The sequence below is a fragment of the Streptomyces durmitorensis genome, from assembly GCF_023498005.1.
GTDB lineage: Bacteria > Actinomycetota > Actinomycetes > Streptomycetales > Streptomycetaceae > Streptomyces > Streptomyces durmitorensis.
The window spans coordinates 471,754-487,202 of the sequence record NZ_CP097289.1 but is presented as its reverse complement, the minus strand read 5'-3'; the positions used below and the strand labels follow the sequence as shown (position 1 = coordinate 487,202).

Here is a 15,449-nt window from a genome sequence, read left to right as displayed (position 1 = left end):
GCACGTGGCGGGCCCACCCTTCTTGTGCGTGGGGTGGTCAGGTGAGCAGGGCGGCCACGAGCTCGGCGAATTCGTCCGGGGTGGCCAGACGGATGTCGAGCGACTCGGCCTTGGCGCGCTTGGACCCCGCGCCTTCCCCGGCGACGACCAGGCTGGTGCGCTTGGAGACGCTGGAGGACGACTTGCCGCCGGCGCGTTCGATCAGTTCGTTCATCTGGTTGCGGCTGAGCTGTTCCAACGGGCCGGTCATGGCGCCCGTGACGACCACGGTCATGCCGTCCAGCGGGCCCGGGGCCGCTGGTGTGCCGGTCTCGGTCCGGTCGTCGGGGGTGGGGGGTGTGGCGCCGGGCTCGGTCATGTTCACACCGGTCGCGGTGAGTTTGTCGATGACCGGGGCGAGTTCGGTCAGCTCGGCCACGATGACGGGGGCCTTCTCGCTGCCGATGCCCTCGACCTGCTGCATCGCCTCCGCGTCGGCGGCACGGATGTGGTCCATGGTGGCGAAGTGCCGGGCGATGCGGCGGGACATGGAGCGGCCGGTGCCGCGCACGCCCAGTGCGCACAGGACCCGGGAGAGGGGCTGGGTCTTGGCCGTCTCGATCGCGGCCAGGAGGTTGTCCGTGCTGGTCTCGCCCATCCGCTCCAGGCCCAGGAGCTGTTCGCGGGTGAGGGTGAAGAGGTCGGCGATGTCGGCGACCAGGCCCGCGTCGACAAGTTGCACGACGCGGCTCGCGCCGAGGCCCTCGATGTCGAGCTGGTCGCGCCCGGCGGCGTACGACAGCGAGGCGACCAGGTGGCAGTCGCGGCCGCGTTCGCACCGCCAGCGCTGCTCGCCGGCATCGATGGGGGAGCCGCACTGCGGGCACACCTCGGGGAAGACGATCGGCTGTTCGTCCCCGGTGCGCAGGTGGGCGACCGGGGCTTCGACGCGGGGGATGATGTCGCCCGCCTTGTAGACCATCACCTGGTCGCCGATGCGCAGGTCGCGCCGGGTGATGTCGGAGGGGTTGTGCAGCGTCGCGTACGTGACGGTGGAGCCGTCGATGTCGACCGGCTCCAGGACGGCGCGCGGGGCGATGATGCCGGTGCGGCCGACGTTCCACTCCACGTCGATCAGCTTGGTGATCTTCTCGACGGCGGGCAGCTTGAACGCGATTGCCCAGCGAGGGGCCCGGCTTCCGGATCCGGCGGCCTGCTGGTCGGCGGCGAGGTCGGCCTTGATGACGATCCCGTCGATCCCGAAGGGCAGTTCGGCCCGCAGCGCGGCGATCTCCTCCACCCGGGCCAGCACGTCCTCGACGCTCTCCAGCGTGACGCCGGGCACCGATGTGCCGGCCGGAGTCCGCACGCCGAGATCGGCGGCGTACTGGAGGAGGTCGCCGTGGGCCAGCTCGGCCAGGTGCCCGGCGGCGTCGGCGGGAGTGGTGGGCAGGGGCAGCAGGCCGTAGGCGAAGAACGTCATCGGCACTGTGTACGCGCGGTCCTTGGCCCGCAGGGTGCCCGCCGCGGCATTGCGCGGGTTGGCGAACGGGGCGCCGCCGTGCGCGGTGCGCACCGTGTTGGCGTGCTCGAACTGGCCGGTGGTCATCAGGACTTCGCCCCGCACCTCCACGGTGACCGGCTCGGTGAGCCGGCCGGGCAGGCCCTCGATGGTGCCGATGGCATGCGAGACGTCCTCTCCGGCCGTGCCGTCCCCGCGGGTGACAATCCGGGTGAGGCGGCCGTCGGTGTAGCGGGCGGCGATGGCCAGGCCGTCCAGCTTGGGCTGTACGTTCCACCGCGTCACCTCCCGGCCGATCCGGCGGGCCACGGAGGCGGTCCAGGTGGTGAACTCCTCGGGCGCGAAGACGTTGTCCAGGCTGAGCATGGCCACCGTGTGCGGCACATCGCCCTGCACGGCGCCGCCTGCGACCTTCCCGGTCGGCGAGTGGGGCAGCACCTGGTCGGGGTGCTCGGCCTCGAACTCCGCGATGGCCCGCACCAGGCGGTCGTACGCGTCGTCGTCCAACGCCGACGTGCCGCCCGTGTAGTAGGCGGCCGCGGCCTTCGACGCGTCCTCGACCGCCTGCGCGTAGGCAGCGGCATCGGCGAACACAGGAGCTGAGGTTGTCATGTGAGTCATCGTGCCCGGAGGCACTGACAATCGGCCTCAGCGAGCTCAGGCGCGGCGCGCGGCCCACACGGTGCGTTCGGTGCGCACGGCGAGGTCGCTGCGGCGCAGGATGCTGTGTGGGCTCTCGGTGTCGAGGAGTTGATCGAGGGCGCCGAGGTCTTCCGCGGTCAGGGCGTGGGCGGCTCCGGCGCGCAGGCGCTTCAGGCTGCTGAGCGCGTACCGGCCGACCGCCGCGCTGCGGGAGCCGTCGACGTTCACGGTGAGGGTCCGCTTCCCCTCGACGGTGAATCCGGCGGCGGCCAGCTTGGGGCCCCAGTCGGCGCCGCGGTGCGACACGTGCTCGGCGTCGCGGTGCGCCATGGCGGCGTGGCAGCGCTCCTCGATGCCGGGCCGCTCCTTCGGGGCGTCGGTGGGCAGGAAGCGCGGGAAGTCGGCCAGCTCCACGACGGCGAACAGGCCACCGGGGGCGAGCAGATCGTGGACCGCGCGCAGGGCGCGGTCCGGGTCGGCCATGTGATGCATCGAGGCCGACGCCCACACCAGCTCGGGCTCACCGAGCTCGGGCCAGCCCGCGTCGAGATCGGCGGGCACCGTGCGCACCCGGTCGGCCACGCCGAGCGCCTCGGCCCGTTCCGCCAGGCGGCGCAGATGACGGGCCGACGCGTCGACGGCGGTCACCTCCGCTGCGGGGAAGCGCGCGAGCAGGGCGAACGTGCCGGTGCCCGTCCCGCATCCCAGGTCCACGATGTGGCGCGGAGCCTGGTCGAGGGGCAGCCATGCGGTGATGGACGCGGTGTGCTCGGCGAGTACTTCCGCGTCCAGATCGAGGATCTCCGCCTGGCCGTCGTCGTCCGAATCGTGCTGGGGAAGGCGGTGGTGGGCGCTGTCGTGGGCCGCGTGCGGGGAGGTGTGGGTCATGACAGCGACGCTAGATCGATCATGCCGCTACGGCACCATGGATCCCGGAGTGCGCAAGAAGATGGCCCGCTCCGCTGCCGCACGCGCAACCGGCCGGCCGTGGCGGTTCGGTGCGGTCAGAGACGCAGGAGCAGGCGCAGGCGCCGGTCCGGTCCGTCACGGGCGGGGCCGGTCGCCGTCGCCGTCGTTCTCGCGCTGGTGGCCGCGGCGGGCGTCGCGGTCGAAGATGCCCAGGATCTCGCACGGCCCGCCCTCGGCACCGATGGCGTGCGGAAGCATCGTGGGGAACTCCGCCGCCTGGTTGGTCTCGACGCGAAAGCGCCGGTTGCCGAGGAGCAGGATCGCCGTGCCGGACAGGACGACGAGCCATTCGCGGCCCGGGTGGGCGCGCATGCGTGCAGGGCTGTCGGGCGGGGGATTGGTCATGCGCTGACGTACGACGCTCATGCCGGGCTCTGCCTTGATCGGCCAGCGCATGAGCCCATGGGCTCCGTCGATCGCCGGGCTGGTGATGACGTCGTCGGTGGCCGTCTCGACGAGCTGGTCCAGCGAGGTGTCCAGGGCCCGCGCGAGCGTGACGAGCTGGTCGAGGGCCAGGCGGCGCTGGCCGTTCTCGATGCGGCTGAGCGTGGACTGGCTGACGGAGGCGCGGGTGGCCAGTTCCTCCAGGGACCAGCCCTGCGCCACCCGCAGGGCGCGGATCCGTTTGCGTACCAGGCTGTCCATCTCGCCATTGTCTTGCGTCATAGGCAACATTGTATGCCTTGCTCGCAAGGCGTGCCTATCGTCGTGAGCGCAGCCCCCGAACCGACCGGACCGCTGGGGGCTCGCGTGAAGGAAAAGAGGTGCGACGCCATGTCTGAGACCACAGCCGTGCATGCGGCCGAGACCACAGCCGTGCATGCGACCGGCGAGCTGCCGGGCGAGACCGTCGACGCCGTGGTGATCGGCGGAGGCGCCGCGGGCTTGAACGGCGCGCTGATGCTCGCCCGCTCCCGCCGTACGGTCGTCGTGATCGACAGCGGCACCCCGCGCAACGCACCCGCCGACGGCGTGCACGGCCTGCTCGGCCTGGAGGGCATCCCGCCGGCCGAACTGCTGCGGAGGGGGCGGGCCGAGGTGCGCCGCTACGGCGGCCTGGTCGTCACCGGGGAGGTTGCCTCCGCTGCCCCAGCCGCTTCTCCTGCCCCAGCCGCTTCTCCTGCCCCAGCCGCTTCCCCTGCCCCAGCCGCCTCCGCTGCCCCAGCCGCTGCCGGGGGAGACCCGCGCTTCACGGTCACCCTCACCGACGGAAGCACCCTGACAGCGCGCCGCCTGCTCGTCGCCACCGGACTGCGCGACGTCCTGCCCGAGGTGCGCGGGCTCGCCGAGCACTGGGGTCACGGAGTGGTGCACTGCCCGTACTGCCACGGCTGGGAGGTGCGCGACGAGCCCATCGGGATCCTCGCCGTCGGCCCGGCCTCCGTCCACCACGCCCTGCTGTTCCGCCAGTTGACCGACGACCTCGTCTACTTCACCCGTGGCACCGAGCTCGACGAGGACACCCGCGCGCGCTTCGCCGCGCGCGGTGTCCGCGTCGTCGACACCCCCGTGACCGAGGTCGTGGCCTCTGCGGACGGCGGCATCGCGGGCGTACGCCTGAGTGACGGACAGCTGGTGGCCCGGCGTGTGCTCGCCGTCGCCACCACCATGCAGGCCCGCACCGACGGCCTGGAGAAACTGGGGCTCCCGATGCAGGACCTGCCCGGCGGGACGGGCCGTCACTTCGCTTCCGGCAAGGCCGGTGCCACGGAGGTGCCGGGGGTGTGGGTGGCGGGCAACGCCACCGACCTGACCGCCCAGGTCGGCGCCTCCGCCGCGGCCGGTGCACTGGCCGGCGCGCACATCAATGCCGACCTGGCCGCCGCCGACACCGAGGCGGCCCTCGCCGCCGCGCAGCGCGGCCTCACCCGGGCCTGAGACCCCGCGCGGGGCCTGCCCTCGCCCCATCCCCCGGCGCCCATCAACCGATCCGGCGCTGACGTCCGCATGCCATCGCATCCACATGCCCTTGGACCCGTATGCCCTTGGAGAGGAATCCATGAGTACGAACCAGCCTCCACAGCCGAGTGCCGATGAGCCCAGCGGCGCGCCCGGCGCGGCTGGCGCGGGCGTACCGGATGCGCGCCGGCGCCGCACCATCCTGATCGCCGTCTGCATCGCTTTGATGGCCGTGATCGCCTCGGTGTCCGGCCTGAACGTCGCCCAGCCCGACCTCGCCGTCTCCTTCGGTGCCTCGCAGAGCACCATCCTGTGGATCATCAACATCTACACCCTCAGTCTGGCCGCCCTGCTCCTGCCCCTGGGCGCGCTCGGCGACCGCTGGGGCCGCAAACCCATGCTGCTCGCGGGCCTGGCCCTCTTCGGTGTCGCCAATGTGGTGGCCGGCCTCGCGCCGTCGGCCGAAGTCATGCTCGCCGCACGCCTGTTCAGCGGTGTCGGCGCGGCGATGATCATGCCGATCACGCTGGCCGTCATCACCTCCACGTTCCCCAAGGAAGAACGCGGCCGGGCGATCGGCGTGTGGACAGGCGTCGCCGGAGGCGGCGGCATCCTGGGCATGTTCCTCTCCGCCGCCCTGGTCGACGTGGCGAGCTGGCGCTGGCTGTTCGTCCTGCCCGTCGCGCTGGTCGCCGTGGCCCTCGCCATGGCGCTGCGGTCCGTGCCCAACTCCCGTGAGAAGTCCCGGCACGCTTTCGACACCGTCGGCGCTCTGACCTCCGTCGTCGCGGTGGTCGCGCTCATCTTCGTCCTGCAGGAGGGGCCCGAGCGCGGCTGGACCGCGCCCGTGACCCTGCTCGGCCTCGCCGTCGGTGTCATCGCCGCCGTCGGTTTCGTGGCCTGGGAACTGAGCCGTGGGGATGCCGCGCTCCTGGACGTGCGTCTGTTCGGCGAGCGCTCGCTGGCCGGCGGCTCGATCACGCTCCTGGCGGTCTTCGGTGTCCAGGCGGGCATCTTCGTGGTCCTCTTCCCTTTCCTCCAGGCCGTGCTCGGCTGGTCGGGTCTGCTGTCCACGCTGGCCCTGATGCCCATGGCCGTGCTGATGATGATGGCCTCGGGCCTGGCCCCCAAGCTGGCCGCCCGCATCGGCGCGCGCTCCACCATGGCGGCAGGGATCTTGTTGGCCGGCGTCGGTCTGGCGCTCATGGCCGCCTTCGTCTCCGTCGACGGCGGCTACCTCTCCGTCCTTCCCGGCATGCTCGCCATGGGGACCGGCATGGGCCTGTCGATGACGCCCTCGACCGAGGCCATCACCGGCTCCTTGCCGCGTGGGCGCCAGGGTGTCGCCTCCGCACTCAATGACGTCACCCGGGAGTTCGGTACCGCGCTCGGCGTCGCTCTGCTCGGCGCACTGCTGTCCTCCGGCTACCGCAGCGCCATCGACTCCCGGCTCGCAGGCCTTCCCCGGGGCGCTGCCGACACCGCGCGCGAAGGCGTCGCCAACGCCGTCGGCGCCGCGGACGGAGCCGGTGCCCATGGCCGGGCGCTGATCCATGCGGCCCGGGAGTCGTTCGTCGACGGCTGGCAGCAGGCCATGTGGGCGGGCGTCGCCGTCATGGCCGTGCTGTTCCTGTACGTCGTGGCGCGAGGGCCGCAGGGCGGGGATGGAACGGCTGAGGGCTCCGACGACACGACCGATGAGTTCCGCGTCGCCGCATCGTCTGCACGGTGAGGACGTTTTCCTTCCGCGCCTGTGGGAGGCGCCTGAGCCGACGTTGAGATGACGACAAGGAGCGTGGACACCGTGGACCAGGAGAACGTGAGCGCCACCCTGACCATCGCCGCGCCCGCCGAGAGGGTGTTCGCGGTCCTTGCGGAACCGAACGCCCACTCTTCGATCGATGGCACCGGCTGGGTCCAGAAGGCCGTCGACCGGGCGCCGCTGACCGAGGTGGGACAGGTCTTCCGGATGGGCATGTACCACGCCAACCATCCGGACGGTGACTACCAGGTGGCCAACAAGGTCCAGGTACTCGACCCGCCGCGCGCCATCGGCTGGCTGACGGGGGAGGAGAAGGAGGACGGCCACCTGGAGTTCGGCGGCTGGATCTGGCGCTACGACCTGGTTCCGCTCGGCCCGTCCGAGACCGAGGTCACGCTCACGTACGACTGGTCCGCGGTCCCGCAGTTCATCCGGGAGTACCTCCAGTTCCCGCCGTTCGGCCCCGAGCATCTCCCCACGTCGCTGCACCACCTGTCCGAGCTCGTCTCCGGCAGGTGATGCCCAGCAGGCGAACCGGAATGAAGATGCCTGTCCGGTCGCCTGCGGCACCACCGGGCCCTCCACGGCAGGAAATCCCAACTGAAGGAGTGATCTATGCGCTCGGAGGAGTGACGCTCCTTGCTGGGCCGCCGCCCGTGTTGTGACCATCGCCGGATGGACGGACAGAAGCGGAAGGCCCAGCTGGATGGCGTCGCCGAGACGACGCTATGGACGTTGCACCACCGCGCTCTGGCCGCGAAGGACCCTGGTTCGGCACTGCTCGACCCGAAGGCGATCGAGGTGATCGACGCCGTCGACTACCCCTTCGAGCGGCGGTTCGGCACCGGCAACTGGGGCTATGCGCAAGGGATGGCCGTACGAGCACGCTGTTACGACCGCGAGGTGCGCCGCTTCCTCAGGGACCACCCGGACGGCACGGTCGTCTCGCTCGGAGAGGGCCTGGAGACGCAGTTCTGGCGGGTGGACAACGGCAGGGTGCACTGGCTCGGGGTCGACCTGCCCGAGGTCGCGGCGCTGCGGAAGCGGCTGCTGCCGGACGCGCCGCGCCACCGCACCCTGCCCTGTTCGGCCACCGACACACGGTGGATGGACGAGGTCGACGCCTCGCGCGGAGTACTGATCCTCGCCCAGGGGATGCTGATGTATCTCCCGAGGGACGTGGTGCACCGGCTCATCGAGGGGTGCGCCGCCCGCTTTCCCGGAGCGGAGCTCGTCTTCGACACCCCGCCCGCCTGGATGGCAGCCCGCACCGAACGGGGCCGCTGGAAGTACCCCGCGGGGTACCGGCCGCCGCCGATGCTCTGGGGGATGACGCCCAAGGAACAGCGGAAGCTGCGCGCGGTGCACCCGAACGTCGCCGCCGTGCGAGCGGTGCGTGAACCCCGGGGCCGGGGCTTCCTCTGCGGGTGGCTCCTGCCCCTGGCCAACCTTCTTCCCGCGGTCCGCACACGCAGACCGCTGTGGGTCACGCGCGTGTCGTTCGGCCCGACGAAACATCACCAAGGAGTCAGCAGATGACGGATCGCCTGGAAGCCGAGCGGGAGCAAGCCCCCCTGTGGGGGCCACGAGAGCCGTGCCAGACGCTGGTCGACGAACGGCCACCGGCCGTCTCCGAGCAGCGTTCCGTTCTCATCGAAGGCGCCACGCTGCGACTGCGGGAATTCCTGCCCAGCGACGTCGAGGGCGTACTCGCCATCTTCGGCGACCCGCGCACGACCCGCGAGTTCGGCATGCCGCCCTTCCGGCGCCCCGACGCCGCGGCACTGGTCGAGCAGGCCAGGGAAGGTGCGCGGCGCACTCCGCGCTCGCACTACCGACTGGGCGTCAGCGAGATCGCCACGGGCGAGTTGATCGGCTCGGCGAAGCTGATCGTCGAGAACCAGTCGGGCGAAGGCGGAATGGTCCGCGTCGGCTACCGCAGCGCGGAGGTGGGACTGGCACTGCGCGCCGATCGGGTCAGCGTGGGCCACAGCGTCGAGATCGGCTACCTGCTGGGTGTCCTTGGCTTCGACCGGCTCGGACTGCACCGCGTCTGGTCGGGATTCATGCCGTCCAACGTCGCCGCGCAGCGGGCCATCGAGAAGGCCGGGATGGTCCGGGAGGGACGGCTGCGGCACTACGGCCATGTCGACGGTGTGTGGCACGACATCGTCCAGTACTCCATCCTCGAGGACGACTGGAAGGCCCTGCGCGGTCACTGACGACCTGCGACGGCGTCTGCCGCACGAGCAGCTGTCGCTGCGTCCCCGGGAGTTGTGCCGCGTCACCGCCGCTCGGCGCGCCCACCCTATATGTCTCTTACTTGCCGATATGCATGACCCATGACCGTTTTGGTCCTGGCCCACTTCGTCGTCGCGCTCTGCGCCGTCCCGCTCGTCCGCCGCTTCGGCCCGCGGGCCTTCGTCGGGCTCGCGCTGCCGCCCGCGGCCGCCCTCGCCTGGGCGCTCTGCCAGTGGGGCACGCTCACCGGCGGCGGAACGCGTGACGAGGCGTGGACGTGGATCGAGGCGTACGACGTCGACGTGGCGTTCCGGCTCGACGCGCTGTCCCTGGTGATGGTGCTGCTCGCCGCCGGGATCGGGGCGCTCGTGCTGCTGTACTGCGTGAGCTACTTCGCCCCGGGGACACGGCAGTTGGGGGCGTTCGGCGGAAACCTCCTGGCCTTCGCCGGAGCGATGCTGGGGCTCGTCCTCGCCGACGACCTGATGATCCTGTATCTCTTCTGGGAACTGACGACCGTCCTGTCCTTCCTCCTGATCGGGTACGACAGCGAGAAGCGGGCCGGCCGCCGATCCGCGTTGCAGGCCCTGATGGTGACCTCGGTGGGCGGACTCGCCATGTTCGTCGGATTCCTGATGCTGGGTCACGCGGCGGGCACGTACCGGATCTCCCGGATCCTGGATTCGCCGCCGGCGGCCAGTGGCACGCTCTCGGCCGCGCTGGTGCTGATCCTGGCCGGGGCGCTCGCCAAGTCGGCGGTGTGGCCGCTGAGTCTGTGGCTGCCGAACGCGATGGCCGCGCCCACCCCGGTCAGCGCCTATCTGCACGCGGCGGCGATGGTGAAGGCGGGTGTGTACCTGGTGGCGCGCCTCGCCCCCGCGTTCGCGGACGTCGCGCCGTGGCGGCCGGTGCTCCTGACACTCGGCACGGCGACGATGCTGCTCGGCGGCTGGCGCGCGCTGCGACTGAACGACCTCAAGCTCGTGCTCGCCTACGGGACCGTCAGCCAACTCGGCTTCCTGATCGTGCTCGCGGGCGACGGCACCTACAACACCGCGCTCGCGGCCATCGCGATGATCCTGGGGCACGCGCTGTTCAAGGCACCGCTGTTCCTGGTGACCGGGATCGTCGATCACGCGGCGGGAACACGCGATCTGCGGCGGCTGTCCGGTGTGGGGCGGTCGCTGCCCTGGGTGGCCGCGGTCGCCGTCGTCGCGGGCGCGTCGATGGTCGCGCTGGTGCCGCTGCTCGGATTCGTGGCGAAGGAGGCCGCGTTCGAGGCGCTGCTGCACGGCAGCGTCGCCGAACGGCGGGTGCTCGCCCTGATCGTGATCGGCTCCGCGCTCACCACCGCGTACACGCTGCGTTTCCTGTGGGGCGCGTTCGCCCGCAAGCCGGGGCTCGCCGACACCGCCGTGCACCGCGTCGGTCCCGCCTTCCTCGCGCCGCCCGCCCTGCTCGCCGTCGGCTCCCTGCTGCTCGGCCCGGGGGTCGGGTGGGTGGCGCCGCTCTTCGAGGCGTACGCGGCGCAGTACCCTGTCCCGGCGCACCCCTACCACCTCGCGCTGTGGCACGGATTCGGACCCGCGCTCGGTCTGTCCGCACTCGCCTGGGTGGGTGGCGCGGCGCTGTTCGTGGGCCGGGGAGTGGTGGTGCGCCTTGGGCGGCGGTTCGCGTGGCCGAAGGCGGACGAGGGGTTCGGGCGGATCGTGCTCGGCGTGGAGCGGACGGCACTGCAGGTGACGGGCGCGGTGCAGAAGGGATCGCTGCCCGCGTACGTGGCCACCATCCTGGGCGTCATGCTCGCCGGGCTCGTCGCGGTCCTCGTCACGGACCGGCCCTGGCACGGCGCCCCCGCACCCCGCGTCTGGGACACCCCGTGGCAGGCCGGGGTCGCCGCGCTGACCTGCGCGTGCGCCCTGATGTGCCTGACCGTGCAGCGCCGCATGAAGGCGGCCGTCCTCGCGGGCCTGACCGGGTACGGCACCGCGCTGCTCTACGTCGTCCAGGGCGCACCCGATCTGGCGCTCACGCAGTTCGGCGTGGAGACCGTGTCGACCGTGGTCCTGGTCCTCGTCCTGCGGCGGCTGCCGGTGCACTTCGGGGAGGCGGCGCGGTCGTGGCGCCGCGTGGCCAGTCTGCTGCTCGCGCTCGGCAGCAGCGTCGTGGTCGCCTGCGCGGTGTGGCTCGCGGCGGGGGCGCGGACTGCGGATCCGGCCGGGGCCGCCATGACCGAGGAGACCGCGCACCACGGCCTGAAGGACGTCGTGGCGACGATCCTGGTGGACTTCCGGGCCTGGGACACGATGGGCGAGTCGGCCGTCCTCGCCGTCGCCGTCCTGGGCGTGACGAGCCTGCTGTACGTACACCGCAGACAGGGGCCGACACCGGGTGCGCCACCCGCGCTGCCCGGCGGGGTGACCGCCTGGTCCCTTGCGGCGCCCGCCATCCAGGTGCCGCTCAAGTACCGCCAGACCGCGCCTGAGCGCAGCTGGCTGACGGCCGGTGACACGCTCGCGCCCGAGCACCGTTCCGTCGTCTTCGAGGTGATCGCCCGCCTCGTCTTCCACCCGATCCTGATGCTGTCGGTGTACCTGCTGCTGTGCGCGGAGAACCTGCCGGGCGGCGGATTCGTCGGCGGGCTCGTCGCGGGCGTGGCCCTGATGATCCGTTACCTTGCGGGCGGGCGCCACGAGTTGGAGGCCGCGGCCCCGGTCCATCCCGGCTTCTTCACCGGTCTCGGCCTGGCCCTGTCCACCGGCGTCGCGCTCCTGGGTCTCGCCGATGGGACCGTGCTGCACGCCTGGACGTGGCACGGGCATCTGCCGCTGATCGGCGACTGGCACATGGGCACCGCCGTCCTCTTCGACCTGGGGGTGTATCTGCTGGTCCTCGGAGTGGTACTTGACATGGTCCGCGCCCTCGGATCGAAGATCGACCAGCAGACGGAGCACAGGGCCGGGCTCGCGCTCGCCGGGGCGGGGGAGCGGTGACCGTCAGCCTGAGCCTGCTGGTCTGCGCCGTCGTCCTGACCGCCGTCGGCGGGGTCCTCATCCACACCCGCAGCCTGACCCGGGTGCTCATCGGGGTCATCGTGTGCGGCAACGGCGTCAATCTGTTCGTCCTCACCACCACCGGGCGGGCCGGCGTTCCGCCGCTGCTCTACCCCGGCGTCGCCCACACCCGGGTCACCGATCCGCTGCCCCAGGCCATCGTGCTGACCGCAGTCGTCATCACCCTGGCCACCACGGCGTTCGTGCTCGCGATGGTCTACCGCAGCAGCCAGCTCACCGGCTCCGACTTCGTGCCGGACGACGTGGAGGACCGGCGCGTCGTCCTGCGCGCGGAGATCGCGGAGGAGCGCGCCGAACTGCGCGAGCTGCACCGCGGCGAGGGGCCGCGCGCCTGGCGCGACGAACGCCGCGAACAGCGCCGCAGGCTGCGCGCCGACCGTGCCTTCCAGGCCCGCGCCCGGGACGCCACCGGCGACCTGTGGGACGACATCCTCGGCGCGGACCCGCCCCCACCGCCAATCCCCGCACGGCAGGAGAACGACCCCCGGTGAACGCCCTCGTCCCGCTGCCCGTCGTGCTGCCGCTGACCGCATGCGGCCTGAGCCTGTTCATCGGGCCCCGGCTGCGCATGCTCCACCGGCTGATCGGCATCGGCGTCCTGGCGGCCGTCCTCGTCGTCGACATCGTCCTCCTCGTCGAGGCCGACCGCGGCGGCCCGCTCGTCGTCCATCTCGGCGACTTCGCCCCGCCGCTCGGGGTGACCCTGGTAGCCGACCGGCTCGCCGCGCTGATGCTGACCGTGTCCGGGGCCATCACCCTGATCGTCCTGATCTACGCACTGGGCCAGGACATGGTCGACCGCGAGGAGCGCGCTCCGATCGCCGTCTTCCACCCCGCCTATCTGGTCCTGGTCTCCGGGGTGTCGCTCACGTTCCTCGCCGGCGACCTCGTGAACCTCTACGTCGGCTTCGAGATCATGCTGATGGCCAGCTTCGTGCTGCTCACGGTGGGCGGCACCGAACCGCGCCTGCGGGCCGGTTCGACGTACGTCGTCGTCTCCCTCGTCTCGTCGCTCGTGTTCCTCGCGGGCATCGCGGTCGCCTACGCGGCCTGCGGCACCGCCAACTTCGCGCAGCTCGCCGTCCGGCTTGCCGAACTGCCCCTCGGCGTACGGACGTTGATCGAGGCGCTGCTGCTCACGGTGTTCGGGGTCAAGGCCGCCGCCTTCCCGGTGGCCGCCTGGCTGCCCGACTCCTATCCGACCGCGCCCGCCCCGGTGACGGCCGTCTTCGCGGGTCTGCTCACCAAGGTCGGCGTGTACTCGATACTGCGCGCCGAGACCCTGCTGTTCCCCGGCAACCGGCTCTCCCTGCTGCTGATGGCCGTGGCGTTCTCGTCCCTGCTGATCGGCATCCTCGGAGCGGTGGCCCAGACCGACCTCAAACGGCTGCTGTCCTTCACGCTCGTCAGCCACATCGGCTTCATGCTCTTCGGGCTCGCGCTCGGCAGCCGCGGCGGCATCGGCGGCGCCATCGTCTACACCGCGCACCACATCACCGTACAGACGACGTTGTTCCTGGCCGCGGGGCTGCTCGAACGACGTTATGGGACAACGGAGTTGACGCGACTGGGGGGCGCGGCGCGCACCGCGCCCCTGCTGGCCGCGCTGTGGTTCGTGCCCGCCATGAACCTCGCCGGGATCCCGCCGCTGTCCGGCTTCCTCGGCAAGCTCGGGCTGATGCGGGCGGGCGCCGCGGACGGCGGGAGTGAGGCGTACGTGCTGCTCGGCGCCTGCGCAGTCGCCAGCCTCCTGACGCTGTACGTGATGGCCAAGGTGTGGAACCTGGCGTTCTGGCGGGCCGCACCCTCCCAACTCCCGCTGGAGGGAACCGTGTTGGAGGACATCGATGACGACGAGGATTCCGTGGTCGCCGTGGGTGCAGGGAACGGAGGCGCGGTGGCCGTCGTCCCCGCCACCGTCTGCGTGCGCACCACGGCCCGTGTGCCGCGCGTGATGATCGCCGCGACCGTCGGTGCGGTGCTGCTCGGGCTGTCCTACACCGTGCTCGCCACGCCCCTGACGGGACTGGCCGACCGCTCGGCCGCCGAACTCCTGGCCAGGACCCCGTACATCACGGCGGTGCTCGGCCCGTGAGCTCCGCCGACCCCAAGAGCCGCCCGCGCCGCCTGGACCTCTCCCTGATCGCCTGGCTCACGGTGATCTGGATGCTGCTGTGGTCGGGGCCGACCTGGGGCAATCTGGTCAGCGGCGTCCTGGTCGCCGTCGCGCTGTGCCTCGTCTTCCCGCTGCCGGCCGTCGACCTCGCGCTGCGCCTGCGCCCGCTGGGCATCGTGCGCCTTGCGGGGTACTTGGTGTACGACATGGTCGCCTCCAGCGTCACCGTGACCCGCCAGGCGCTGAGCGGCCGCAGGCGCCCCGCCGCCGTGATCGCCGTCCGACTGCGGTGCCGCACCGACCTGATGATCGCCGCGACCGCCGTCGCCGTCTCCTGCGTGCCGGGTGGCGCCCTGGTCGAGGTGAACGGCGCCACCGCCACCTTGTACCTGCACATGTCCGACGCCGACGACCGCGACGCGGTGCGCCGAACCCGCCGTGACGTATGGCGACTTGAGGCACTGGTCGTGCGGGCCTTCGGCACCCGTGACGAGATCGAGCGCGTCGCCGTGGACCCCGATCCCCCGTCTCCCGCACGAAAGGACCCCCGGCCATGACCGCTCTGGACAACATCCTGCTCGACGCCGCCCTGGCGGTGATCCTGCTCGCGGGCGCGCTTCTCCTGATCCGTATCCGGCGCGGCCCGTCCATGCTCGACCGCGCGGTGGGCGTCGATGTCGCGGCGGCGCTGATGGTGGCCGGGATCGGGGTACAAGCGGCGTCCACCCGTACCCGCTACTACCTGTCGATCATGCTGGTGATCGCCTTCCTCGGCTTCACCAGCTCGGTGGGCATCGCCCGCTTCATCGCCGTACGCGACCGCCCCACCCCGCGTCCCGTCCCGAGGCCCGTCCCGCCCAAGGAGGGCCCGTGACCGCCTGGCACGAGGTGGCCGACCTGGCAGGGGCGGCCCTGCTCCTCCTCGGCGCCCTGGTCTGCCTGACCGGAGTCATCGGCCTGCTGCGGCTGCCCGACGTCCTCGCCCGGAGCAGCGCTGCGACCAACCCGCAGACGCTCGGCATCCTCCTGATCACCGCAGGCGTCGCACTGCGGCTGCGCTCCTGGGCCGACCTGGGCACGCTCGCCCTGGTCGTGTTCTTCCACCTCCTGACCAACCCCGTCGCCGCGCACCTGGTGGCACGCGTCGCCTACCGCACGGGACAGACCGGCGACTGCGCCCTGCTCTTCGACGAGCTCGCCGGGTCGGAGCCGGACCGGCGGAACTGACGAGGAAGGAGAGCGGAG

Annotated in this window: 14 protein-coding genes; 11 read left to right on the top strand and 3 right to left on the bottom strand. The window is 71.8% G+C overall.

The features are described from left to right. Window positions 1-37: 37 nt before the first annotated feature. The 3 genes from ligA to M4V62_RS01960 form a co-directional block, all read right to left on the bottom strand. Window positions 38-2,122 (bottom strand): NAD-dependent DNA ligase LigA, encoded by a 2,085-nt coding sequence (ligA, locus tag M4V62_RS01970; protein WP_249585441.1) that lies wholly within the window; start codon window positions 2,120-2,122, stop codon window positions 38-40. 36 nt (window positions 2,123-2,158) lie between these two features. Further along, the gene (locus tag M4V62_RS01965; RefSeq protein WP_249585440.1) at window positions 2,159-3,031 is read right to left on the bottom strand and encodes a class I SAM-dependent methyltransferase; all 873 of its coding nucleotides are present in this window, start codon (window positions 3,029-3,031) and stop codon (window positions 2,159-2,161) included. A gap of 156 nt (window positions 3,032-3,187) precedes the next feature. Continuing rightward, window positions 3,188-3,778 carry a helix-turn-helix domain-containing protein gene (locus M4V62_RS01960; protein ID WP_249585439.1) on the bottom strand — a complete coding sequence of 197 codons (591 nt, stop codon included), beginning with the start codon at window positions 3,776-3,778 and terminating at the stop codon, window positions 3,188-3,190. Window positions 3,779-3,886: 108 nt separating this feature from the next. Here M4V62_RS01960 and M4V62_RS01955 point away from each other — a divergent pair, with 108 nt between their 5' ends. From M4V62_RS01955 to mnhG, 11 genes are all read left to right on the top strand, one after another. Next, complete coding sequence (locus tag M4V62_RS01955; protein ID WP_249585438.1) at window positions 3,887-4,990, top strand: NAD(P)/FAD-dependent oxidoreductase; 1,104 nt, start codon at window positions 3,887-3,889, stop codon at window positions 4,988-4,990. A 121-nt stretch (window positions 4,991-5,111) separates the two neighbouring features. Continuing rightward, the gene (locus M4V62_RS01950) at window positions 5,112-6,743 is read left to right on the top strand and encodes an MFS transporter (RefSeq protein WP_249585437.1); all 1,632 of its coding nucleotides are present in this window, start codon (window positions 5,112-5,114) and stop codon (window positions 6,741-6,743) included. Between the two features lie 72 nt (window positions 6,744-6,815). Beyond that, window positions 6,816-7,292, top strand: coding sequence for an SRPBCC domain-containing protein (locus M4V62_RS01945; RefSeq protein WP_249585436.1), 477 nt, complete (start codon window positions 6,816-6,818; stop codon window positions 7,290-7,292). Between the two features lie 156 nt (window positions 7,293-7,448). Beyond that, on the top strand, window positions 7,449-8,312 hold the full coding sequence (locus tag M4V62_RS01940; protein ID WP_249585435.1) for a class I SAM-dependent methyltransferase: 864 nt from the start codon (window positions 7,449-7,451) through the stop codon (window positions 8,310-8,312). Then, window positions 8,309-8,995, top strand: coding sequence for a GNAT family N-acetyltransferase (locus M4V62_RS01935; RefSeq protein WP_249585434.1), 687 nt, complete (start codon window positions 8,309-8,311; stop codon window positions 8,993-8,995). The genes M4V62_RS01940 and M4V62_RS01935 overlap by 4 nt, the downstream gene beginning before the upstream one ends. Before the next feature lie 120 nt (window positions 8,996-9,115). Next, complete coding sequence (locus M4V62_RS01930; protein WP_249585433.1) at window positions 9,116-12,007, top strand: Na+/H+ antiporter subunit A; 2,892 nt, start codon at window positions 9,116-9,118, stop codon at window positions 12,005-12,007. Further along, on the top strand, window positions 12,004-12,579 hold the full coding sequence (locus M4V62_RS01925) for a Na(+)/H(+) antiporter subunit C (RefSeq protein ID WP_249585432.1): 576 nt from the start codon (window positions 12,004-12,006) through the stop codon (window positions 12,577-12,579). The genes M4V62_RS01930 and M4V62_RS01925 overlap by 4 nt, the downstream gene beginning before the upstream one ends. Continuing rightward, entirely contained in the window at window positions 12,576-14,183 is a 1,608-nt protein-coding gene (locus M4V62_RS01920; protein WP_249585431.1) for a Na+/H+ antiporter subunit D, read from the top strand. The genes M4V62_RS01925 and M4V62_RS01920 overlap by 4 nt, the downstream gene beginning before the upstream one ends. Next, on the top strand, window positions 14,180-14,761 hold the full coding sequence (locus tag M4V62_RS01915; RefSeq protein ID WP_249585430.1) for a Na+/H+ antiporter subunit E: 582 nt from the start codon (window positions 14,180-14,182) through the stop codon (window positions 14,759-14,761). Before M4V62_RS01920 ends, M4V62_RS01915 begins: the two co-directional genes overlap by 4 nt. Then, window positions 14,758-15,078 carry an MrpF/PhaF family protein gene (locus M4V62_RS01910; protein WP_249585429.1) on the top strand — a complete coding sequence of 107 codons (321 nt, stop codon included), beginning with the start codon at window positions 14,758-14,760 and terminating at the stop codon, window positions 15,076-15,078. The genes M4V62_RS01915 and M4V62_RS01910 overlap by 4 nt, the downstream gene beginning before the upstream one ends. Then, window positions 15,075-15,431 (top strand): monovalent cation/H(+) antiporter subunit G, encoded by a 357-nt coding sequence (gene mnhG, locus M4V62_RS01905; protein WP_249585428.1) that lies wholly within the window; start codon window positions 15,075-15,077, stop codon window positions 15,429-15,431. The genes M4V62_RS01910 and mnhG overlap by 4 nt, the downstream gene beginning before the upstream one ends. The last annotated feature ends 18 nt before the right edge of the window (window positions 15,432-15,449 follow it).